This window comes from Cupriavidus sp. TMH.W2 (genome assembly GCF_050847365.1).
Taxonomy (GTDB): Bacteria; Pseudomonadota; Gammaproteobacteria; order Burkholderiales; family Burkholderiaceae; genus Cupriavidus.
In genome coordinates, this window is record NZ_CP193794.1 from 158,521 (window position 1) to 180,691 (window position 22,171).

Consider the following 22,171-nt stretch of genomic DNA (forward strand, 5'->3'; position numbering starts at 1 on the left):
TATTAGATCGAGGAAAGATTATGGCTAAGAAGCTCACTCTCGGCTCTTTGAACGACGTTGGCGGCGACGATGCGCGCACCGACGAACTGCTCGCGCGCGACGATGCCGCCGGCGAGCAGGCCCATCGTGGGCAACCGGTGCGCCGGCGCGAGCAGGCAGCACCGGCTACCGAGGCGCAGGCCGATGCCACGGCCACGCCGCAGGGCGATGCACCGGCCATCGAGAACGCGCAGAGCGCCGGCGATCTGATCGCGGCGCTGGCCGCCACCGAGGCCGCCAAGACGCCCGAGGAGGAAGAGGCGGCCAAGCTCGCTGCCGCATCGTCCGCCGGCCAGCTGAGCGAACTGCTCGGCGACGCCCCGGCCCCGCCTGCAGGGCCGGCCGAGGCAATCACCGAGACGCCCGCCGTGACGGTACCGAATGCGTTCTCGTCGGCCGTGAAGGCCAAGTCCGCCACCGCCGCCGGGGCCAAAGCCGCCGCGACACGCGGGGCCGCACCGGATCCGGCGGCCCAGTACGATTCGATGAGCTCCGTGATGCAGGACGCGAACCTGTTGTCGCGGATGAACCCGGTGACCCCGGGCCGGCGGGCCAGCGGCCGCGACAAGGTCGCCGACACCGGCGCGACCGCGCCGCAGCTCGAAGATGCCGAGAACGCCAAGCCGGCACGCCAGCAGGCCATGGTCAGCGGGCCGGCGGCCACCGGCGCGGGCGCCGTGGGCGCCGAGCTGCTGGGCCGCGCCATCGCGACGCCGTTCCTCGCCTTGTCCAGCGCATACCGCCATCTCAAGGGAACTGGCAAGCAGCTGGGGCTCAACGCCGAGAACGTCCCGGCGCCGGCCAACCGGACCGAGGCGGACTTCACGCTGCCGGCGGCACCCCACATCTCGGGGCAGCGCATCACGTCGTGGAAGCTCGGGCGCATCGAAGCCTCGCAGAACCGCGTGATCGACGCGGCCGACGCCCTGCGAGGCACCGACGAATACATGGTGTGGGAGGAAAAGCTGCAGAGCATCGCGCACGATCGCAAGATGCCGATCGAGCAGATCGTGCAGACCATGACAACGGATCCCGATCTGTTTCCGCTCAAAGAGGGCATGGATGCGATCTGGGAAAAACACCCCACTCTCGTGGGGGCCTACCAAGATGCATGTAATGGATTTTGTAACCACCTCGAAGATGTAACTAAAGTTTTCGCGAGTTCCCCCGATGATGTGAGGGAACGAGTAAGCGCTGCCATGGCGAAGGTGGTCGAGAACACGACCAATCTGCCGGGCTTTGGCGACGACCTCGGGGAGTATCGGCGCACGATTGCGGAACGCGTGCGTGAAAAGCTCGAAGCCATGATGAAGTTCCTCAGCCGCGTCCTTGAACGGGTCGCTGGCGTGAGCAAGTCTGGATCCGAGCTGACACCGTGACCAATATTTATTGCGGTGTGGATGCGGTCGGCAACGGGCAACTGTTCTGGTCCGCGTTCACACAAAAACAACCGCTGCCCTTCGCGTTGGAAGGGCACAGCGGTGCGGTGTTGCACGACCCGGCGACCGACAAGACCTTGGTGCTTGCGGTCGCCGAATCTCCGAGAGACGACGAGCGCTTGCGCGTGCAGCTCCTCGTCAGCGAAACCGTAGAACTAGAAGTATCGCTGACGCAGGATCATCACGAATTCATATGCGGCACGCATCTGGGTCGAGCTGTTGACGAAGTTGGCGCAGTAGATGTGCTCACGCTTCACTTGCCGATTGTCGGCCAATGGCTCCACCTCATAGATGAGGATGCGAGCCTAGTCGGTGAGGAAAGCGAGCATGGCTGATCCAAGCGTGCGCAAGCATTGGTGGCCCGAACTTACACGGTTTGGCGCGCGCCTGTCGGTGGCCCACAACCCGTCGGTCGGCCGAAATTTTCTGAAGCTGGCCATCTTTGACCGCGAGCAGTTTGCGCGCGAGAGTGGCTTTGCGCCGGGGGAGGACCTGCTGCGCGTGATGCGCGCGTGCGGCTTCGCCTATGCCGCGAGCGAGGTCAAATCGGCAGCCGATCACGCGCACGATGAGGCGGTCGGCCAGAACTTGCCCCTGCGCGAGACCGAGCGCCGGGTGAGCGAAGCCAAGCGCCGCCTGATCTTCTACTCGCCGTCCATCACCGAAGTCAGCGAAGCCTTTCTGCGTCGCTTCATTCCCAACTCCAGCACCGCAGATCTCAAGGAATCGCTGCTTACCGATATCAAGCATCACGATTACCAGTACATCGATACCGACGTCAGCAAGCGCTTCATCTCGCGCTTGCAGCACATTGACGGGGCAGCTCCGGGCGTCTACTTCACGATCCCGGGCGACCGGGCGGCACAGGCGAGCATCGACAGTGCGGCGGTATCGCTGAATGTGCTGCTCGATTACTCGGACCTCGCACAAGTCGACGGCGGGCAGCCTGAGCTGAGTGGTCTGCCGGCGCTGTATCGCGACTTTCATCCCGTGCGCGCCATCGAGAGCGCCGTCCGCGCCGCGACGCTGGGTCTAGACGGCTTTCCGCTGAAGGCGCCACGCCTGAAAGCCTGCACGGTCGCCTACCCCACCTATGACGCAGCGATGGCCGCCAATGGCGGCGACATCGAGGGCATCGAGCGGGTCGAGTATGAGTGGGGGGTTCCCGTCGCATTCGCCTACCCGACGCAGCGCCTGCTGGTGCTGCGGGACGCGCGCTTCCTTGAATACAATCCCCTGCGCATTCCGGAGCCGGAGATGCCGCTTGCGGGCGTGCAGGCGAACTGGACGCTGCTGCGCCACATGAACGCCGTGCGCACCCGCTTCGAGGCCATGCGCGACGCGGGCGTGCTCGACCCCGAAGCATGGAAGACCGAGGACGTCGTCAACCGTGTCGATCGGGATTTCGATTTCATCGCGGGAGCCATGCGTCTGGCCATGCAGGCGTTTGATCGCCAGACCGGTCTGGTCGACACCGCGACCCTGATGGGCCTCTCCGGCATCAAGCCAAGCAGCTTCGAGAGCGTCTTCCCCCGCGACTTCCAGCATTTCCTCACCCAGTTCCGGCAGACCCTGCAGGACGCTTTGCGCGCGCGCAAGCAGGAGCTCGCCGCCGCTCAGCCGATTCAGCCCAACGTGCTGGCGGTGATCGAGTCGGTCCGACGCCGCAGCGCGCCGGGGGCTGCCGGCGAGCGTGTCGACGCGGGTGAGAAGATCGGCGGAGCGCGCAAGGACTTGGCCAAGCAGGCCCTGCGACTCGACGAGTTGCCGATGCTCAACGAGCGCGAGCGTGCCGCGCTCGTGAAGAAGGACAACGTGTGGACCGCGCTCGACTACGACGCCATGCGCGAACGCGGCGTGCTGCCGGAAGTGGCCTATCTGATTCGCGAGCTGCGCAAGTCGTTCCCCGCCACGCCATTGTCGGGCGGCATCAACGTCAAGCGGGATCGGCTGGAGCGACGGGCCAAGGCCGGACTCACGGTCCAGCAGTGCGAGAACTATGTGCGCGCGGCCACCCTGATCACAACCGAGCTGATCGACGTGCGCACGCTTGACGACCTCGCGAACGCCTACGTCCGCATTGGCGAAGCGGCGGACGTGCTGCTGCCGCAAAGCCGTTCGCTCCCGCGAGGCGCGTGGTCCTTCGACACCGACCATTGGTTCTGCGATGGCACCGGCTTCAGGACCGTGAAGCGACAGCTCGCACTGGTCAAGGGGTGGCGAGACGCGGACGGGCGGCTCCATCGCGAAGCGAGCAATCTCGAAGACGCGGCCAAGGTCGCACGCGCGGCGACCGGCGGCGGCTGGGACTGGGCCATCAAGCCGGATGGTGTGGGGCCGGCAGCGGTGTCGCCGCCCGCGAAGCCCAAGAAGCCCGAGCCGGTCTTCGAGCATCTGGATCCGATCCGGCGTATCGGTCCCGACTATCGCAACGGCGCGCCATTCAATGAAACCGTGTTTCTGGCACGGTTCGGCTTCCGGGGCATTGAGTACGGGAACTGGTTGCCGCAGGCCGAGCGCCAGATCGTGCTCGATCACGCCACCGATGCGTTCTGCGATCTCGCGCGCGTGCTGGGTCTGCCCGAACAGGCCATGGGCCTCGGTGGCAGTCTGGGCATCGGCTTTGGCTCGCGTGGTAATGGCGGCAAGCGTGCGGCCCAAGCCCACTACGAGCCTCTGGCGAATGCAATCAATTTGACCCGGCTGAACGGGGCGGGTTCGCTCGCGCACGAGTGGTTCCATGCGCTGGATTACTGGATCGCGAAGCATTACGACATGTCGGGCATCAAGCCCGCCTCGGAACTGCCGGTTGGGGCGACCATCAGCGGCCGCGCCCCGGCGGCGTTCGCCATCCAGCGCACGCTGTCGTTCGTGAATATGCGCGATGAGACGTTGCCCGAGCTCACCCGGCGGCGCTGCCACAAGGCACGGGCCGACGAGACGCAGGGCACGCACACCCAACTGCTGCGCGAAGATCTGTCGAGGCGTTTTCGCGCCATGGAGCGCGCCATCCCGGCGGGCGGCATGGTCCCGGGCTTCGGTGCGCGTGCCGAGGCCATCATGACCCAGATGCTGGAGGCTGTCCCGCCGCTTGCCGAGCACGGGATCGAGGTGTTCGCGAACCCGAACGCGTTCCTTGCAGCCATTCGCGCCGCCTACATCGAGCATGGTGGCGTCCCCGAGAGCACCCTGCCGCGCGCCATCCTGATGGCGATCGAGAAGGGGGCGAACGGCCTTGCCACGACCGTCGAGCGGGTGTTGGCCGAGGTCAGCCGATTCGAGCCGGGCCGCTACAAGACGGAATCGAACGTGCTTCGGGACGCGCTGTACTACGACAGCTACCGGTCCAAACCGTACTGGAGCACGCCGTGCGAGATGATGGCGCGCGCCTTCGAGGCCTATGTGCAGGACGAGATCGAGCGGCACGATGGCCAGCTCAGCCAGTATCTGGTCTATGGCTGTCAGGACAAGCCCCACGCGGAGTACTCGGTGTATCCGCGCGGCGCCGAGCGGGCGGCCGTGCGCGAGGCGTTCGACGACCTCTTCACCACGGTCCGCGAGCGCCTGACAGCGGCATTGACCCAAGCCAAGCCGATGCCCGCGCCGGATACCCCCGAGGTGTCCGGCCCCTGAGCTGCGGATCCGTGACGTAGCAACCCATCGACCGCGTCCTCGGCGCGGTCTTTTTTTGCCTCAGCTTTGGGGCAGAAGGCAGCATAAGAAACGTCGCACAGTGCAAATCCACAACAAATCTCGGGATTCACATGTCTGCGAATGGAAATAAAACGTTTATTTCGCTATCATCCATGCAAACGTCTATGTCGCGGGAGGGGTTGTGCTGTCCAAATCTGTCGTACTGGGCTGGCTCTGGGTCGGTATTGTCACCACGGCGATTGTGCTGGCGCTGCTCTTTTCGACCGCCGAGCCGATCGGCTCCTGCCAGCCCGGGGGCGCACACGGGCCGGTTGCGGCCGATAGCGAATGCCCGCGCGTGCCGCCCAAGCGTGCCAAAGCGCCGGACGGCGATGCGACCGCCTTGCCGGAGATCATTCGGTGAAAGGACCTGCCGGCATCGAAGCCCTGTATTCCCGCGAGAGCGAAAACGCGCTGATCGCCGCACTGTTCAGCGATAGCGCCGAGCAGGCCTTTACCACTGCGTCGCTCCAGCTCAGCGCGGAACATTTCTTCTCCGAGGAAGCCCGCCGGACCTTCCTCGCCGTGCAGGAACTGGTCATTGCGGGCGAACCGCTCGACCCTACACTGGTCGCCAATCGCATCAAGGGCGCTGCCGGCTTCAGCGATACCGTGCGCGAGGCACTGGAGCACGCCGCTGCCACTCCGTTCCATCCGGATCACGTCGAGCGGTACGTACAGGTCATCGCAGAGAAGTGGCAAGCCCGGCAGCTGCAGCAGGGCATGCAGGCCATCCAAGAGGCTCTGCCACAGGTCGGTAGCGGTGTTACCTCCGAAGAAGTTGCCGCCAAACTTAGCTCGCTCAGCATGGCCGTCGCGGCCAAATCGTCCAGCTTGGAACTGCTGGACGACGCGCAGGCCAACCTGAACAAGCTGGTCGTCCATCTCGAACGCAAGCAGGACGGCACCCTCGCCGGCGTGTCCAGCGGCATCGAGGATCTGGACACCCGGCTCGGACCGCTGGAACCGGGCCAGCTCGTCATCATCGCCGGCCGACCGGGCATGGGCAAGACCGTCAAGGGCATGCAGTACGTGAATCACCACGGCCTGCGGGGCGATCCCGAAGCGGACGGCGCGCTGCCGCTCTGTGCGGTGTTTTCCTTGGAAATGGAAACGCCCAAGCTGATGGTCCGCACAGCGGCCGCCGAAGGGCGCATCGACCATGAACGCCTGCGGCGCGGGGACCTCACGGATGAAGACTTCGCGCGCCTGACCGCCTTCATGGCGAAGTACCAGCACTGCAATATCCATATCGATCCTTCCGCATTGCTCACGCCCGGCATCCTGCGCTCCAAGCTGCGCGTGCTGGAGCAAAAGACGGGCCGGAAGGTGCGGCTGGTCATGATCGACTACCTGCAGCTGATGGGCGCAGATCATCCCTATTCCAACCGCGTCGAAGCGATCAGCGAAATCACCCGCAGCCTCAAGCAGACCGCCAAGGACTTTCAATGCCCGGTGGTTGCACTGGCCCAGCTCAATCGCGGCGTCGAGCAGCGCGCCGACAAGCGCCCCATGGTGTCGGACCTGCGCGAGTCGGGCTCGATCGAACAGGATGCTGACACCATCATCCTGCTGTACCGCGACGAGTACTACAACCCCGACAGCCAAGACAAGGGCATGGTCGAGATCATCGTCGGCAAGGCCCGCGACACGGTCCAATGCACGGTGCCGGCCCAGTTTCTTGGTCAATACCAATGCTTCGACAACATGCCAAAAGGAGCCTACGGCTATGACAGCAAGTACGCCAACTAAGCAGCTCACGCAGCGCCAGCAGGCGTGTCTGTGGTTTGCGCTCGCCATGCTGGCGAACGGACTGGCCTTCGTAAGTTTGTTTCGCGGCGTGAATACCGCGATCGCCGGCGGCGTCACGTGCCTGATGTGGGTCGCCACCTATGCTTGTCTACAGCGCGCATGGGCCTGCTGGGACGCGCCCAGCGCGCCCAGCACGCCCGCCAAGGAGACTGCCTGATGGCCATGCGCGTGCAGGAGCCCCGGGCGAAGCCGAAGGTCGATCCGCAACGGGTCTTCGACGAGATCCGCGCCAAGATCGCGCAGCGCCTGCAGGAACCGACGCTGCGTCTGCGTAGCCACTCGCAACTGGAAATGGCCATCGGCACGTTTGCGCCGTCGTGGCTGCTGGACGGCGAACGCATCAGCGATTACGCCTTCATCGGCGCACGCTATGTGTCGCTGGTGACCGGCGAGGTGTTCATCGTCGTCCAGAGCGATCCGGACCGCAAGGCCATCATCGCGCGCGAAGTCGGCTTCTGGCGGTCCTTCCTGCACGACGGCAACCGCGTGGTATCGATCTCCGTAGACGGCTGGCTCGACAACGTGATGCACCTGTACTCGACCAATGGCATCAGCTTCGCCATGCACGAGGGTGAGATCGTCCACATGAACGGCGAGGTGGTCACCCGCCGCAGCTACGTGGACCAGAAGCTACGCGCCTACGGCCGCTATCTCCACGACCATTGGGCAGGCCGCCTCAAGGCGATCCGGGCAACGGTCGAGAAGCGACTACCGCGCCGCAAGGTGAACCCTGCGGCCTGATTTGTCACGGCGCCGGTCGCACCGGCCCGGTTACATTAAGGATTCCCCATGAGCAAAGCCCTGATCGTCGCTGAAAAGCCGTCCGTGGCCGCCGACATTGCCAAGGCCCTCGGCATCCGCAAGGTGGATGGCGGGCACTACGAAAGCGACACCATCGTCATCTCCAACGCCATCGGCCATCTGGTCGAAATCGACTTCCCCAAGGAGGTCGACCCCGGCTGGGACTTCGGCAAGCTCCCCGTCATCACCAAGGACTTTGATCTGATCCCGGTTGAGCGGACCAAGTCACAGCTCACGACGCTGGGGAAACTGTTCAAGCGCAGCGATATCACCTCGGTGGTCAATGCCTGTGATGCCGGACGCGAGGGCGAGCTGATCTTCCGCTATATCGCCGCCTATCATCGTTGCAGCAAGCCGATGGAGCGCATGTGGATGCAGACCATGACGCCCGAAGGGATCCGTGACGCCTTCCGCGATCGCCGGCCGGCTTCCGAGTTCACGGGCCTATTCCACGCGTCGCTATGCCGTTCCGAGGCCGATCTGCTGATCGGGGCCAATGCGACACGCGGACTGACGGGCTACCAGCGCCATGTGTTTGGCGAGGGCGAGTTGCAGAACGCCGGCCGCGTCCAGACGCCGACCACGGCCATGATCGTCGACCGCGAGGAGGCAATCCGGACCTTCGTCCCCCGTGCCTACTGGGAAGTCCACGGGGACTTCGAAGTGGCCGCCGGCCAGTTCAAGGCCCGCTGGTACCGCCCCGATTTCCAGTCCAATGGCGATCCCGATGCGACCGCCGAGCGCCTGTTCAGCCGCGAAGAGGCCAACGCGATCGTGGCCCAATGTAAAGGTGTAGCGCCCAGCTCCGTCACGGACAAGACCAAGTCGACCAAGAAGGCACCGCCGACGCTCTTCGACCTGACCACCCTGCAGCGCGAGGCCAACGCGAAGTTCGGCTTCTCGGCCAAGCAGACGCTCGATATCGCACAGGAACTCTATGAAAAGCACAAGGCGCTGACCTACCCCCGTACCGACTCCAAGGCACTGCCCGAGGACTACGTGGCGACCGCTCGCAATGTGCTGGCCGGACTGGGCGGCTCGCTGGCGACGCTGGGCCAAAAGGCGGTCGACCAAGGGTGGGTGGTGCCCAACAAGCGCATCTTCAATAACGACAAGATCAGCGATCACTTCGCCATCATTCCCACGGTGACCACGCCCACGGGCCTATCCGCTGACGAGCAGCGGATCTACGATCTGGTGGCCAAGCGCTTCGTCGCCGCCTTCTATCCCGACGCGGAGTTCGAGGTCACCACCCGCACCGCGATCGTGGCGGGCGAGCATTTCGAGGCCAAGGGCACCGTGATGGTGAAGCCGGGCTGGACGGAAGTGTACGGCCGCGACCCTGAGGACGAGACCAACAAGCTGGTGCCGATGACGCCGGGCGAGCCGGTGCGCACCGTCGATGTCCGCGCCGAAGGCAAAGAGACCAAGGCGCCCGAGCGCTTCACCGAAGCCACGTTACTGTCGGCCATGGAACACGCCGGGCGGCTGGTCGACGACGAGGCGCTGCAGGACGCCATGAGTGGCAAGGGCCTCGGCACCCCCGCCACCCGTGCGGCGATCATTGAGGGACTGCTGCGGGCCCGGGACGGACGCGGCAACCCCAAGGAGCCTTTCGTGCGCAGGGAGAAGAAGTATCTGGTCCCGACCCGCAAGGCAATTGACGGCATCCGCTTCCTGCGCGAGTGTGGCATCGGATTCATTGCGTCGCCCGAGATGACCGGTGACTGGGAATACCGTCTTAAGCTGATGGAGGAAGGACAACAGCGGCGTAGCGAATTCATGCTGGGCATCTGCGAGCTGTCCCGCAAGCTGATCGACACGATCCGCGCCAAGGCCGCCATGACGCCGGCGGCCCCACCGCCCGAGGCGAAGATGCTGGACGCCGCCTGTCCGAAGTGCAGCAGCCCGGTCAAGGTGGGCAAATTCGCCTACCAGTGCGTGGGCGCCGGCTGCTCCGTCAAAATCCCGCTGATCGTGCTGGACCGGGCCATTACCGAAGGGGAGGCCAACCGGATCCTGCAGGGCGACTCGCCCCAGATGGAGGGGTTCAAGAGTACGAAGACCGGCAAGAAGTTCGCGATGAAACTGGTGTTCAACGCCGCGTTCGACAAGCTGGAGTTCGACTTTGGCGACCGCAACGCGGCGCCAGCGGCCGACGCCAAAGCCATGGGGAGCTGCCCGAAATGCGGGAAGGGGGTCTTCAAGCTGGGGGCGCACTACAAGTGCGAGGGCAACGCGGGCGAGACCCGCAGCTGCGATTTCATCATCTATGGCGACATCGCCTCGCGCGCCATCAGCGAGTCCGAGGTGTCCGAGCTGCTGGCCAAGCGAAAAACGGCCGTGCTGTCGGGCTTCAAGGGCAAGGGCACCGGCAAGAGCCCCGGTAAGGCCTTCCGGGCGGCGCTGGTGTTGGGCAACGACGGCAAAGTCACCTTTGAATTTGAAGACAAACGCTAGTTGTCTCACTTTTACACCGAAATGGATGGAATTTTAGTTTTTATTTTCTATCCGTTCGGTGCATAATGCGGCCTGTACTGACATTCCTTGCCCCGGCTCATGCGTTTGATCACTCTGACCGCGTTGCTGTCGCTGCTGCCCCCGCTGGCGTGGGGCAGCCCGCTGACGACCACGCTGTATCGGGAAGTGGTGGTGCCGGCCGGCCCGGAGCTGTCCGCCATCCACGCCGGCATTGCCGCGTGCGATCCTGCCCGGGCCTTTCCCCATGCCGTCTTCGGTTCGCTGGGCCTGCCGTATCGCAACGGCGCAGCCGCCCTCGATGTGGGAACCGACTACCGGCTTAAGCGACCGGTCTCTCTGGGACAACGTCTCCTCCTGACGGGGGTGTCACGAGACACCGCCCGGCTGTCGATGCGGTTCAACAAGTCGCTTGCCGTCCATGCCGGTGAATTGCCGCCGGCGCTGCAGCGGTTGCTGCCCGACGCCACCGCGTCGGCCGTCCCGCCTGCGTTCGCGCTGTCGACAGACGGCCGGGTCCTGAGCTGCCAGCTGGCCGGGGACCGTCGCTGATGGCCGGCACCTTCGATCAGGCATTGCTCGACCGCGTGCGCGACGCCGTGGATCTCGTCGATCTGGTCGGCACCCACGTCAAGATCAAGAAGTCTGGGACGAACTACGTGGGACTGTGCCCGTTCCACAGCGAGAAGTCGCCGTCCTTCACCGTTTCACCGACCAAACAGTTTTTCCATTGCTTCGGTTGCGGCGCCCATGGCGACGCCTTCGGCTGGCTCACCGACTATGAGCACTACAGCTTCCCGGAGGCGGTTGAGAAGCTGGCCCAGTCCGGCGGCATCGCGCTTCCCGCGCGGGAAGCGCCCACACCGGAGGCCCTGCGAGCCAAGGCCCGGAGCGAGGGCCTGCTGCAGCTGCTGGCGCGCGCCAGCGCGGTGTTTCAGCAGCAACTGCGCACCAGTTCGAAGGCGATCGACTACTTCAAGGGCCGGGGCGTGACCGGCGTGACGGCACGCGACTTCGGCTTGGGATATGCCACCAGCAATCTGCTGCAGCATTTCCCCGACACGCCCCTTGCCGATCTCAAGGAAGCCGGGCTACTCGTGGAGCGCGACCATGGCGAGCTGGATGACAAGTTCCGTCACCGTGTCATGTTCCCGATTCACAACGAGCAGGGCGCGATCCTTGGCTTCGGCGCCCGCACGCTGGGCAATGACGAGCCGAAGTACCTGAATTCTGCCGAGAGTACCGTCTTCCATAAAGGTCAAGAGCTCTATGGGCTGTACATGGCCAAGGAAGCCATCCGCCGCACGCGGGTTGCTTTGGTGCTGGAAGGGTATATGGACGTCATCGCCCTGCATCAGCACGGCGAGAAGCGAGCCGTCGGCGCGCTCGGCACCAGTGTGACGCTAGAACAGCTGCAGCGGCTCTACCGCCTGTGTGACCACGTGGTGTTCGCCATGGATGGTGATGCGGCAGGCCGCAAGGCCGCCAACCGCGCCGCCAAGCTGGTCTTAGAGGTGATCCCCGACGGCAAGACAGCACGATTCGTACGGTTGCCCGCCGACCACGATCCCGACAGCTTTGTGCGCGAGCATGGCCTGCCGGGGTGGGAGGCGTACGTTGCCGACCATGCCGAGCCGCTGTCGGCGCGCCTGTCCGAGATCCTGATCGCCGATCGCGATCTGAAGCTGCCGGAGCACCGCGCCGATATCGCCCGCGAGACGGGCGACCTGCTCGCCACGATCCGCTTCGCTCCGGCCCTGCAGGAGGCGTTGCGCACCCATGTCGAAACCCAGATCGGCATGGCCGTCCGCCTGAAAGGGCAGGGGCGCCGGCAGGGCGCTGCCGCGCCGGCCGACGGTGCCAACCAGTCCAAGGGCCCGGTCCCCGATCGCAGCCGCATCACGTTCTACGAGAACTTCGCACGGCTGTGCCAGCTCTCCCCGCACCACACGGCAAAGGTCCCGTCCGTCCTGATCGACGACTTTGCCGCACTGATCTCCGGCTGGTTTGACATGGCGCCGACGGACGCCGAGGCACGCGAGGCCGAGATGGAGCGGATCCCAGTGCCAGCCCTGCAGCGCGTCGTACGGGCCGCCATCGTGGGCGTGCGCCAGCGCGAGGCCGAACTGGGCGCGGCACTGGCCAGCGGTGAGGTCGACGCCCTCCTTCACGCCCTGCAGCGCGACGCGCGGCACGCCGCCAGCGTCCAGAAGACTTCCGCGTTGTTTGCGACCACATCATGAGCTCCGCACAAAAATCCCCCGCCAAGGCCACCGTCGACCCCTTCATGCTGATTCTCGGCATAGGATTCCTCGTGCTGGTCGCTTGGCTATTCTGGACCCGGTACCACACGGCCATCGCGACGGCCTACTCCTACGTCCGTATCGCGGAGTTCGCCGCCTTCGTCATCCTGAGTCACTGGACCTGCGGCGTGCTCGGCGCATTGCTGGCCACCGCCGGCGTTGCAGGCCGCTTCCTCCCGGTTCTGCGCCGGTACTCGGTACCGCTTTTGGCCGTCGGCCTATCGCTCGTCGCCGCATGGCTGGTGGGCAGCATCTTCAGCCAGTGGTTCACCTTCTTTCTGGTGTCCGACAAGTCGCTGATCGAGATCGGCCACATGACCCAGTCCAGCCTGCATGCGAACCTGTTCACGGTGTTCGTCTGCATCATCCCGCTGGCAATCTGGATGGGCCGCCGGTCGCTCTATACGAACGTCACCAACCACAAGAACTTCGCCCGCCCCAAGCCCTACACGCTGCATACGTACACGGGCGCCATGGGTGACATGTTCCCGCACGGCAAGCTGTTCCAGAAGTTGGACCTGACCAAGCGGTCGGTGAACGAGGGCAAGTACCGGATGCCCGATATTGAGAAGCAGTTTGTGCTCATGCACAAGCTGATGGACCGTGCCAAGACCGACGGCGAGTACACGGTGAACCGGGAGCGCGCAGGCAAGGTCTTCAGCGACCAGCTGGGCAAGCTGTGGCGACGCAGCTGGAAGGACCTGAGCGCGACAGAACTGGTGACGCTGGCCATTCTGGTGCCCCGCATCGCCGCGACCGATCAGGCGATGTCCGACATCGATTACGACGAAGCGCTCAAGGCCGTCAACGACCTCATCGCCGACTGCTGGAAGCAGTCCGAGAAGTACGACCCGGCAACTGACCGGTTCCCGCTCGATACGCAGAAGGCCGCCGCCACCCTGCGCAAGTACGCTGGCCGCGCCAACGTCCGCCAGTTCATGGAACGCCATGCATACGTCAGCACGATCATTTACGCCATGCTGGATCACGCGCGGACGCTGGGGGTGCTCCAAGCGGCCGAGCTGCGTTGGCTCCGCGTACTGGACCGACGCCTCTTTATTCTGCTGGACAACGTCGGGCGTCAGGTCGCCTTCGCGGAAGTGGCCGGCATCTACAGCCACTACCTGTATGAATCCAAACGCAAGCGTGCCGCAGAGCGCCCTCATGTCGACGGCGCTGTGCGCGGCCTGATCGAGGCAGTGGACGGCTTCCGCTTTACCGAGGCCGAGCAGCAGAAGATCGAAGAAACGCTCAACGCGGACAAGCCCGTCATCATCGATCCCAAGGCGATCGAGCGGCCGGTCTCGAACGTGTTCCTGCACCTTTTGCCGGTTGGCCACGGCACGGACCGGGACATTTTTGAGGCCGCCTTGCTGACCGAGGACGGCAAGCCGATTTTTGAAAGCCGCTGTCGCCCTCGCACGCCTGTCGACCAGATCGTCGACGCGTACAACCTTGAAGACCACGAAGTCACCGCGTTGCTGACCGCGCCGACGTCGGACGACATCCGCGCCAAGCTGATGGAGCTCTGCAACAAGCAGGGCGTGGTCTGCTACGGCGCCGACGTCACCGCGCTGATTCCGGGCATCGAGCGTAGCGCGCAAACGATCCGGAACCTCCAGACTAACCCCGATCACGACGTGGTCATGGCGGCGATCGAAGAGGGTGCAGCGGACCCCGAGAAACATCCACAGGTGAGCACCGCGCACGCTGGCGCCCACCTGCTGCGTCTGCTCTGGGTCGCACGCGAGAAACGTGCCTTGCGCGAGCAAGCGAACGCGCAGCGAGGGAAGGCCGCATGACCCCGATCTACTGCCCCGTGTCAGCACCTGCCGCCTCCGCCATCGCCCGCGAACTGGGCGACATGCTGACCAGTGTCGCCATGGGCTGCGCCGCCGCGACACCCTGTGGCACGCCCATGTCGGCGAGTGCGCTGTTCTGGACAGGGCTCCAGAAGCAGCTGACGCAGGCCGGCGGCAACGTCGCGCTCGCCGTCGACGACGCCATGGGTGGCCTCACCGCGTGGGCCCGCTTTCCGCACCCGCTGATCGAGCTTGATGGGGTGGAGTACCCACTCGACCGCCTCGACGCGGCGGGCCGCCTGCAGGCCCTTTTCAGGCTGTGGGCGCTGGATCGCACCAGTTTTCCCCTGCTGGTCGCAGTGCTGGCCGACAAGGGGCACGACTGGCGTGAATTTAAGGAACCCGCCTGCGCATCGCGCCGGGCGGCCATGCCCTACGAACCCTCCGCTGGAGCCTGCTGATATGCCCCCGCTCTCATTCGGCGAAGCCGTGGTCGGTCTGTTGACCTTCATCGTTCTCGCCTTCGCGCTCCGGACACTGCTCGGTTGGCTGCTGCAGATCCCCTCGCAGCTGAAACTGGCGCGCGAGAACAACGCCATGCTCCGCTCGTTGCATGCCCACCATGGCATCGCCTTGCCGGAGGGTCTTGCCAAGCCGAAGGCGCCGCTGCTGAATCGTGCCCGCGCTGCGGCCCGGGCCCACTACGCGAGCGCGAAGGGTCAGGGCTGATGGCACTCGTGTTGCGAACCCTTGGCCAGACCGCTGCGAGCGGTCCGCTGGTCGAGTCCGTCGTCTTCGACGGCTTCGACTATGCCATCCGGTTTGCACGCCACACGCAGAACGGCCCCATCCTGACAGCGGAGCCGTTCAAGGGCCGCTATATCGGCCAGAACCAGCAGCCGGCCGCGCTGCGCCAGCATTGGCGCTTCGGACGCCATGTCATCGACAACGGCGGCAGCGAACTGATCGCGCAGCTGTGCCGTGCCGGCGCGCGCGACATCGGCGCCGAGACGGATCTCTTCCGGAGCAAGCTGCGTACAGCCGCCGAGGCCGTCCAGCCCACCGCCTTTACCGCAGGATTAAAGTACACGATCTACGCGCTCGACAACGGCGCCGCCGCACTGACAGGCAGCTATCACCCTGCCACCATTGCGTTGGCCAAGGGCATGCGTGCGGTCTACCTCGCTCCGATGAAAGCATGGAAGTTCGCCGCCACGTCGCCCGAGATGCTGCGCGAGAACCTGCTACGCGAGCTGGGGCTGACCGACGGACAGGTGACGGTTGTCGAAGGCGTCTACAGCATTGTCGATGACGCGTTCTCGCAGCAAGGGGGCGCAAGCGAGGCGACGGTCCAGACGTTCAACAATGCCGTCCCGGAGTTTGGCGCCGGCAGCGAGGAAAGCGTCAACGAGCTGTATCTGGCGCAGACGTCCGCGCACGCGGCGGCCGACATCACCGAGGACGAACTGGCGTACTGGCTGGCGCAGTACCCTGACCTGTATCCGTTCCAGCACGCTGGGGTTCGCCATCTTCTCGTCCAGAACTCCAGTTTGCTCGCCGACGATATGGGACTCGGCAAAACCAGACAAGCGATTGTGGCCATGGCCATTCGTCTGCGCCGCCTGCAGCAGCAAGGTACGCGTGGCCGGGTGCTGATCGTCTGCCCGGTGACGCTCATTTACAACTGGGCGACCGAGATCCGCAACGTGATACCGGACGCGCAGATCGCCACGGAATCATACGACGATGCGGCCCAGTGGGTGATCGTCAGCTACGGCGTCCTTGGCGAACTGGAACGTCATGCGGCAAAGTTCCAGATCATGGCGGTGGACGAGGCCCACCAGATCAAGACGCCGACGACCATCCGCACGCGTCACGCGTTCGATGTTGCCGTCCACATCGAGACGCGCATCCTGCTGACCGCCACCCCGATCCTGAACCGGGAGTCGGAGCTGCATACGCTGTTGCGCCTGTCCGGTCATCCGCTGGGCAATCTGGCCCTGAAGGAGTTCGCCCAGCGATTCAGCGGCGACCCGGCGTTCCGCGCGGAGCTCCGACAGGCGATCTCCAAATGGATGCTGCGCCGAAAGAAGACGCAGGTGCTCAAGACGCTCAAGGGCAAACAGGTGCAGCCGCTGCAGTTGCAGCTGTCCGAAGACCTGCGCAAGCGTTATGACGCCGTGGCCAACGACGGCACGCTCTTGGCCCTGCCCAAGATCAGCCGGCTGCGCATGCTGCTCGAAGAGATCAAGGTCGACAGCATTGTGCAGATGGTCACCGAGCTGGCGCCCGAGGACAAATTCCTGATCTTCTGCGAATTCAAGGAAACCGTTCAGCTCTACCGCGCACGGCTCGCCGAACGGGGCATCAAGTGCGTGACGATGGTGGGCACCGACAGCGCGCGCAAGCGTCAGCGATCGGTGGAGCAGTTCCAGAACGACGAGGAAACCGATGGCTTCATCGGCACCACGGCAGCAGCCGGCGTGGGGACCACGCTGACCAAGGCCAACCACGTGTTCTTCGGTGGCCTGCCTTGGACCTCCGCCCTGAAGGTGCAGGCCGAAGACCGCGCCTACCGCATCGGTCAGCAGCGCATGGTGGTGGTGAAGCTGCCGCTCGCCCACGGCACGATTGATTTTGATGTGATGCAGTTGCTCATGAACAAGGACGCGATTGCATCCGAGGTGCTGGACGATCCCGAAGACGAGGAGCGGCTGGCAAGAGAGAAATTTGCGGCCCAGTTCGCAAAGATGGCGGCGTGACCAACTCACGCATTGCATGTGGGACCGGAGATCACCGGTCAGTGGAGATAAATCATGGCAGGTGAAGTTCTCGAACATCGTCAGATCGGCAATCTGGCCGCCGACCCCGAGATTCGCGAAGGCGGCGGCAAGGATCCCGTTGCTAGTTTCCGTCTTCTGACGACCCGTCGCTGGAAGGACCGCCAGAGTGGCGAAATGCGCGAACGTACGGACGGGTTCCGCTTCGAGATCTGGGGCGTGGCCGCGCAGAACCTTGCGCAGTATTGCAAGAAGGGCGACGAGTTGTATATCGAAGCCATTCCGATGGTGGACGCCATCGACGATGGCCAAGGTGGCACGCGTTACATCGAGAAGAAGCGTGTCACGAAGTGGAAGCTGCTGCGTCAGGCGGGCGGTTCCAAGGGTCAACAGAACGGCGGCGCGCCGCAGGACGGTTTCGAAGGCCACGGCGGCGGCGACGACCCTCGGGATGACATACCGTTCTAACAACATCATACTGTGATGTATTTACGCTGACAGGGCGACAGACGGGATACACCCGTCGCCCCTGTCGGTGTGCAGTAACCCGGCGTCACTGGCACCGCTGAATGCCACGGGATGCGAGGAGGGCAGCTAGTGTGCGGGGTCACACTGCCGCTCGGAATTGAGTCATCGGCATAGGCAAGGGGACAGGCGGGCCCACCCGCTGGCGAACTTGCCGACAGTACCGTCACGACACCGGGATTGAGGGATGGGGGCGACGCAACACGCGGGGGAAGCGTCGCCTCCCATCGTTTTCCATGATGCGCAGGCACGGACCTGCACAACTCTGGATACGACGTATGAACCAACCTGTACATGCCCCGCCTCTGCTCAAAGCGTTAGAGGCCGCACTGTTCGGCATGCCCACCGCGACAAAGGACAATCACGACATCCTGCGCACTGCTGCCACAGCCTTTCTCAATGACAAGGCCTTGTGGCAACGTATCGGGGAAAGCGATCGCTCCTCGGCGCTGGTACGCGTCCTGCGAACACTGGTCAACGACCCGCGCGGGCCCGGCTTTGAGATGCTTAATGAGTACGAGGAGCTATGCAAAACGATGCCGGAGGTCGACGGCGAAGACTGGCATGATTTCTGGGACGAAGATGGCCCGAGCGAGTATCACTTTCCGGCTCCGGTATCCAGACTCTCTGAGCTCACCCGCGACGAGGCGTTCATCCTCCGAAGTACCAAACTCGAAGGACCGGACTGGATAGTGGATCTGATGCAGCGCGTCAGTACCAATAACGAAGCGTATGCACCCATTCGCGATCTGGTGATGCGACGTCTCGATTGGGTGCGATCGTTGAATGACGCTGACTTCGCGCTTCCTGTTGCCGTACGCTATGGACGCATTCGCACGCCACGCGAAAACGCCGATCTACTTTGGTCATTCGGCGTTGAGGTTGGTCACTACGACGACGTTGCGGATGCCTTCCATGTGCGAGTGAATGCGAGGGCATATCGCGCGCTTCAGCCCTACAGCAACAATTTCCCGCTCGACGACCTGCAATTGTGGGATGACCACCATACCTTGTCGGACAGTGACAAGCACGATCCGGAGCTGCTGCAAGGCGCAAAGGCGTATCTCACCTTTCTCCTGCATTCGCATCACGGTGACGGAAGCGCTGCAACGCTCAGGTCTGGTAAGCGTGAGCACTGGCAGGAACTGCTGGAAGAGGTTATCGAGTTGCAGGTCGAGCACGCGGCAACTAGTTCGCTTCGCCGCCATACCGAAGGCCGTCCTGATGCCGCGCCGGCGCCGTGAAACCACTAGGAGATCCCAATGAGCCAACTATCCCGGCTTGACGTCCTGACGCTTGACCAATTGACGGCCCTCCGTGCGTGGCGACAAGGCCATGGCCGCAGCTGGCGTCGCGAGCTCATGGACCACTATGCCACCGGGCGGGATGCCAATTCGCCGGCGTTGCGCCAGATTCGCAACCAGCATATGGAGCTGCTGGCGGAGCTGACGTCTTCAGACTTCACGCTGCCGTTGACGGTGTACTACGGCACGGTTGCGTGCGATCGCGCCAATGGTGAGACTCTGCGTGCGATGGGTGTGGAAGTGGGCGAGTTTGACGATGAGGCCGCCAGCTTCCACGTCCGCGTCAACCGCCTTGCCCTGTCGGAGCTATCACAGCATGCGGCGGATTTCCCTGTCGTGCGCCTAACAGCGATCGACGACCATGCCGCCTTTCCGTGGGACCAAGAGGGTGGCGTGGAAACGGCGTCGGCCGACGCGCTGCGATCCTTCGCGGCAAAGGTCGACTACCTCATCCACACGCGCGAGCTGTCCCACAGCACGCGGGCGCCGGAGCTGAACTGGTTCTCGGACCGACTCGACGAAGTCAACGCCCGGCTGGCCAAGCTGCTGCCGGACGCTGTACAAGGCGTCGACACCGCACCGCGAACACCCGAAGCCACCAACAACCGGCTGGCCGTGGAGCCGATGTAAGGTCTGTCGTCAAGCGTCGACCAGTGAGCCCCGCAGATGCGGGGCTTTTTCTTTGCCGACAGCTTTCCATTGCGACAACGAATCGATTAATATCAACGGCAATGCCAGATTTCTATTTGGTTTTTGTATTTATGCGATTTACGCGCATAAATTAAATATTAAATAACGCGATGACTGCACCAAACTGCTATTACGGCACGGTCCGTGCCCCGGAGAGCGAGCGGGTCATGCTCGAAAGTCTTGGACTGGAAGTCGGCCGGCACCTACCGCAGGCCGGCGTCTTCCACGTGCGCGCAACGGCCGAGGCCAAGGCGGCACTGGACGACCTGCAGGCAGATTTTCCGGCGACGCTCTACCTGCGCGAGAACGATCACGAGGCGCTCAAGAGCGTCCTCAAGCTGGCTCCGGATGCTCACGGTGCTGAAATCGCTTACGCCCAGTACATGGCCAACGCGATCCCGCCGCGCACCGGTGGTCGCGAATACTGGGAGCACGTCGAAAGCGTGTACCGCGCGTCCGCAGCCCATGGCACTGTTGTTCCCCCGGAACGCAACGAACCACCGCCCGAGATGGTGCTCTACAGCCCCTCCAACAAGTGGATCGTTGCTGTCTTCGACGACGACGGCACGAGTCACGATTCCCACATTCGGGCTTGCATGGTTCGCCACCGTTACCCCGACGCGATTTTCATGACCTTCGACGCAGCCGAAAAGGCCATGGACGAGGCCTACCGCACGTCGCCCGAGACGATCTCCGCCGAAGACTTCGAGACCGCTTACCGCTGCGTGCCGCCGGTCCGATCGACCATGGCTGACGGCATGCATGTGTTCCGGCTCAGCGAGCTCTACACAAGCAACGTGGGAACGTGGTACGGCCGCCAAGGCGACCAGTGCTACCGATTCCGGGGCCACAAGGACATGGCTATCGGTGAGGTCGTGCAGAAGATCCGCGATGCGCGCAGTCTCGCGATCGCAGTCACTCCAGACAGCATCGCCTGAGCAGAGAGCGCTTATGCACCCCGACACCCCAGACACCGCCGCATGGACTCGCCTGCTGATCGTGGGCCAATTGCGCGTGCAACGCACCAAGGACGTCCTTCAGGTCGACGTCTTCGGCGACCGCCAGCAGAACACCTACGACGGCAACCGCCTGCAGCTTTTCAGCGGCGTCACCACGCTAACCCGGGCCGAGGAGTACTTCGGCGCAACGCTGGCGCAGCGCATCCACGAACTCCCTGCCTATCAGCGCGAGCTCTACGTTGGCGGCGAGCAACTGGCTGACGTCTCCGGCGCACTGGGGAAAGTGCTGCGGGGCGAGTTCTGGAACGAGCAGGGCTTCGCCCAACATGGCGTGTATGGCCCGATCCGCGCGGACAAGAGCGGGCGGGACTACCTGACCGGTATCGGCGTCGACCTGTGCCTCCCTGTTGATGACAGCGCCTTCCCGTCCGGTGCCACCTACGTGGCACGGGCCACGCTCGCGCAGTTGAGCGCATTGACCGAGCACGACATCGAATTCGAGCACCGGTTGACCGCGCTGCGCGGCTGCCCGCTACACATCGTGGACCCACAGGCCATTACGGCGGACAAGCTCGATGTCGCCACCGATGTGGCCCGGTTTTATCGTGCGCGCGCCGCCGATGCCGACGATCCTGCGGCCGCGCGTGCATGGGCCGACGCTGAGCGCCAATTACTGGACCATCGCAAGGTGCTGGGCAAGGCGTACGCCTTGATGAAAGCCTGCACAGAGCAGGGCGTCACCCTTTCCAAGACGGTCAAGGACGGCCGCACCCATTACACGGCCTTCAAGGGCTCCAGTCCGATCACGGCCGCGCTGGAAGACGAGCGTGACGTCTGGCAGGCAAGTGCCATGGCCTTGGGTATCCTGCAGCCGAAGGCCTCCCCGGATGACGTCAGCGAGCCCGTGACTGTGGTGATCGGCAATGCCATCCAGTCGCTGGCAGCATGTGCTGCCCACGCCCAACACATTGTTAACGAACGGGATGATGTTCCGGCCTTGATGCATCATGTTTACGCGTTGGAAGACGCGCGCCGGGAGGTCAAGTTAAACGGGGCACTGCTGGCCGAACGGGCCCAGAGGGACAGCGCGCTGTACGCTGTGATGTCGCACGCCGAGCGTGCCCTGTTCGAGGGTTACGCAGGCATCCGGACTCCTGTCAGTCGGCTTGCTACGCAAGGCGTCAACGACCTTCGCGTTGCGATGTCGCGGCTGGTGTATGGCAGCGGTGCTGACAGCTATGTCCTCACACCAAGGAAGATCATCGCGGACGATGAGTTGCGAAGCCTGAAGCAACAGTATCCCCGGACCGCGCCTGAATTGAATATCCTTGCACCGCTCTATGATTTCCATGGCAACCGCCACGAAGTCAGCACATCCAGCACGACACAGGTCGTCACCACGATGCAGGAGCACTATCACGTATGGGATCGCAAGACCGGCCGTAGCCTGATGGCGGGCTATGAGGGCACGCGCCTGTCCAATGCCTATCCTGTCCGCAACTCCGCACCGCCCGTGCAGCGGTCCGAAGACTCCCTCGCACCCTAA

The 22,171-nt window shown here is 64.0% G+C and carries 19 protein-coding genes; all 19 read left to right on the top strand.

All coding sequences use genetic code 11. The annotated features are described in order from the left end of the window. Positions 1 to 20: 20 nt before the first annotated feature. Positions 21 to 1,418 (top strand): hypothetical protein, encoded by a 1,398-nt coding sequence (locus ACREYQ_RS30560; RefSeq protein ID WP_432263044.1) that lies wholly within the window; start codon positions 21 to 23, stop codon positions 1,416 to 1,418. Next, positions 1,415 to 1,813, top strand: coding sequence for a hypothetical protein (locus ACREYQ_RS30565; RefSeq protein WP_432263045.1), 399 nt, complete (start codon positions 1,415 to 1,417; stop codon positions 1,811 to 1,813). The genes ACREYQ_RS30560 and ACREYQ_RS30565 overlap by 4 nt, the downstream gene beginning before the upstream one ends. After that, entirely contained in the window at positions 1,806 to 5,111 is a 3,306-nt protein-coding gene (locus tag ACREYQ_RS30570; RefSeq protein ID WP_432263046.1) for an LPD1 domain-containing protein, read from the top strand. Before ACREYQ_RS30565 ends, ACREYQ_RS30570 begins: the two co-directional genes overlap by 8 nt. A 202-nt stretch (positions 5,112 to 5,313) precedes the next feature. Continuing rightward, on the top strand, positions 5,314 to 5,535 hold the full coding sequence (locus ACREYQ_RS30575) for a hypothetical protein (RefSeq protein WP_432263047.1): 222 nt from the start codon (positions 5,314 to 5,316) through the stop codon (positions 5,533 to 5,535). Beyond that, positions 5,460 to 6,923, top strand: coding sequence for a replicative DNA helicase (locus ACREYQ_RS30580; RefSeq protein ID WP_432263048.1), 1,464 nt, complete (start codon positions 5,460 to 5,462; stop codon positions 6,921 to 6,923). The genes ACREYQ_RS30575 and ACREYQ_RS30580 overlap by 76 nt, the downstream gene beginning before the upstream one ends. Further along, positions 6,901 to 7,140, top strand: coding sequence for a hypothetical protein (locus ACREYQ_RS30585; RefSeq protein ID WP_432263049.1), 240 nt, complete (start codon positions 6,901 to 6,903; stop codon positions 7,138 to 7,140). Before ACREYQ_RS30580 ends, ACREYQ_RS30585 begins: the two co-directional genes overlap by 23 nt. Further along, complete coding sequence (locus ACREYQ_RS30590) at positions 7,140 to 7,724, top strand: hypothetical protein (RefSeq protein WP_432263050.1); 585 nt, start codon at positions 7,140 to 7,142, stop codon at positions 7,722 to 7,724. Before ACREYQ_RS30585 ends, ACREYQ_RS30590 begins: the two co-directional genes overlap by 1 nt. Before the next feature lie 48 nt (positions 7,725 to 7,772). Beyond that, positions 7,773 to 10,244 carry a DNA topoisomerase gene (locus ACREYQ_RS30595; protein WP_432263051.1) on the top strand — a complete coding sequence of 824 codons (2,472 nt, stop codon included), beginning with the start codon at positions 7,773 to 7,775 and terminating at the stop codon, positions 10,242 to 10,244. 105 nt (positions 10,245 to 10,349) lie between these two features. Then, positions 10,350 to 10,814: a hypothetical protein gene (locus tag ACREYQ_RS30600; protein ID WP_432263052.1), complete on the top strand. Its 465-nt coding sequence runs from the start codon at positions 10,350 to 10,352 to the stop codon at positions 10,812 to 10,814. Next, complete coding sequence (gene dnaG / locus ACREYQ_RS30605) at positions 10,814 to 12,505, top strand: DNA primase (RefSeq protein WP_432263053.1); 1,692 nt, start codon at positions 10,814 to 10,816, stop codon at positions 12,503 to 12,505. Before ACREYQ_RS30600 ends, dnaG begins: the two co-directional genes overlap by 1 nt. Further along, positions 12,502 to 14,367: a hypothetical protein gene (locus ACREYQ_RS30610; protein WP_432263054.1), complete on the top strand. Its 1,866-nt coding sequence runs from the start codon at positions 12,502 to 12,504 to the stop codon at positions 14,365 to 14,367. The genes dnaG and ACREYQ_RS30610 overlap by 4 nt, the downstream gene beginning before the upstream one ends. Next, positions 14,364 to 14,828 (top strand): hypothetical protein, encoded by a 465-nt coding sequence (locus ACREYQ_RS30615; RefSeq protein WP_432263055.1) that lies wholly within the window; start codon positions 14,364 to 14,366, stop codon positions 14,826 to 14,828. Before ACREYQ_RS30610 ends, ACREYQ_RS30615 begins: the two co-directional genes overlap by 4 nt. A gap of 1 nt (position 14,829) precedes the next feature. Beyond that, positions 14,830 to 15,096 (top strand): hypothetical protein, encoded by a 267-nt coding sequence (locus ACREYQ_RS30620; protein ID WP_432263056.1) that lies wholly within the window; start codon positions 14,830 to 14,832, stop codon positions 15,094 to 15,096. Next, positions 15,096 to 17,129: a DEAD/DEAH box helicase gene (locus tag ACREYQ_RS30625; RefSeq protein WP_432263057.1), complete on the top strand. Its 2,034-nt coding sequence runs from the start codon at positions 15,096 to 15,098 to the stop codon at positions 17,127 to 17,129. Before ACREYQ_RS30620 ends, ACREYQ_RS30625 begins: the two co-directional genes overlap by 1 nt. Positions 17,130 to 17,183: 54 nt before the next feature. Further along, positions 17,184 to 17,615 (top strand): single-stranded DNA-binding protein, encoded by a 432-nt coding sequence (gene ssb, locus ACREYQ_RS30630; protein WP_432263058.1) that lies wholly within the window; start codon positions 17,184 to 17,186, stop codon positions 17,613 to 17,615. Positions 17,616 to 17,950: 335 nt separating this feature from the next. Next, entirely contained in the window at positions 17,951 to 18,916 is a 966-nt protein-coding gene (locus ACREYQ_RS30635; RefSeq protein ID WP_432263059.1) for a hypothetical protein, read from the top strand. An 18-nt stretch (positions 18,917 to 18,934) separates the two neighbouring features. Then, complete coding sequence (locus tag ACREYQ_RS30640; protein ID WP_432263060.1) at positions 18,935 to 19,606, top strand: hypothetical protein; 672 nt, start codon at positions 18,935 to 18,937, stop codon at positions 19,604 to 19,606. Positions 19,607 to 19,833: 227 nt separating this feature from the next. Next, a complete protein-coding gene (locus ACREYQ_RS30645; protein WP_432263061.1) occupies positions 19,834 to 20,604 on the top strand; it encodes a hypothetical protein in 771 nt (256 codons plus the stop codon). 13 nt (positions 20,605 to 20,617) lie between these two features. After that, on the top strand, positions 20,618 to 22,171 hold the full coding sequence (locus tag ACREYQ_RS30650) for a hypothetical protein (RefSeq protein ID WP_432263062.1): 1,554 nt from the start codon (positions 20,618 to 20,620) through the stop codon (positions 22,169 to 22,171).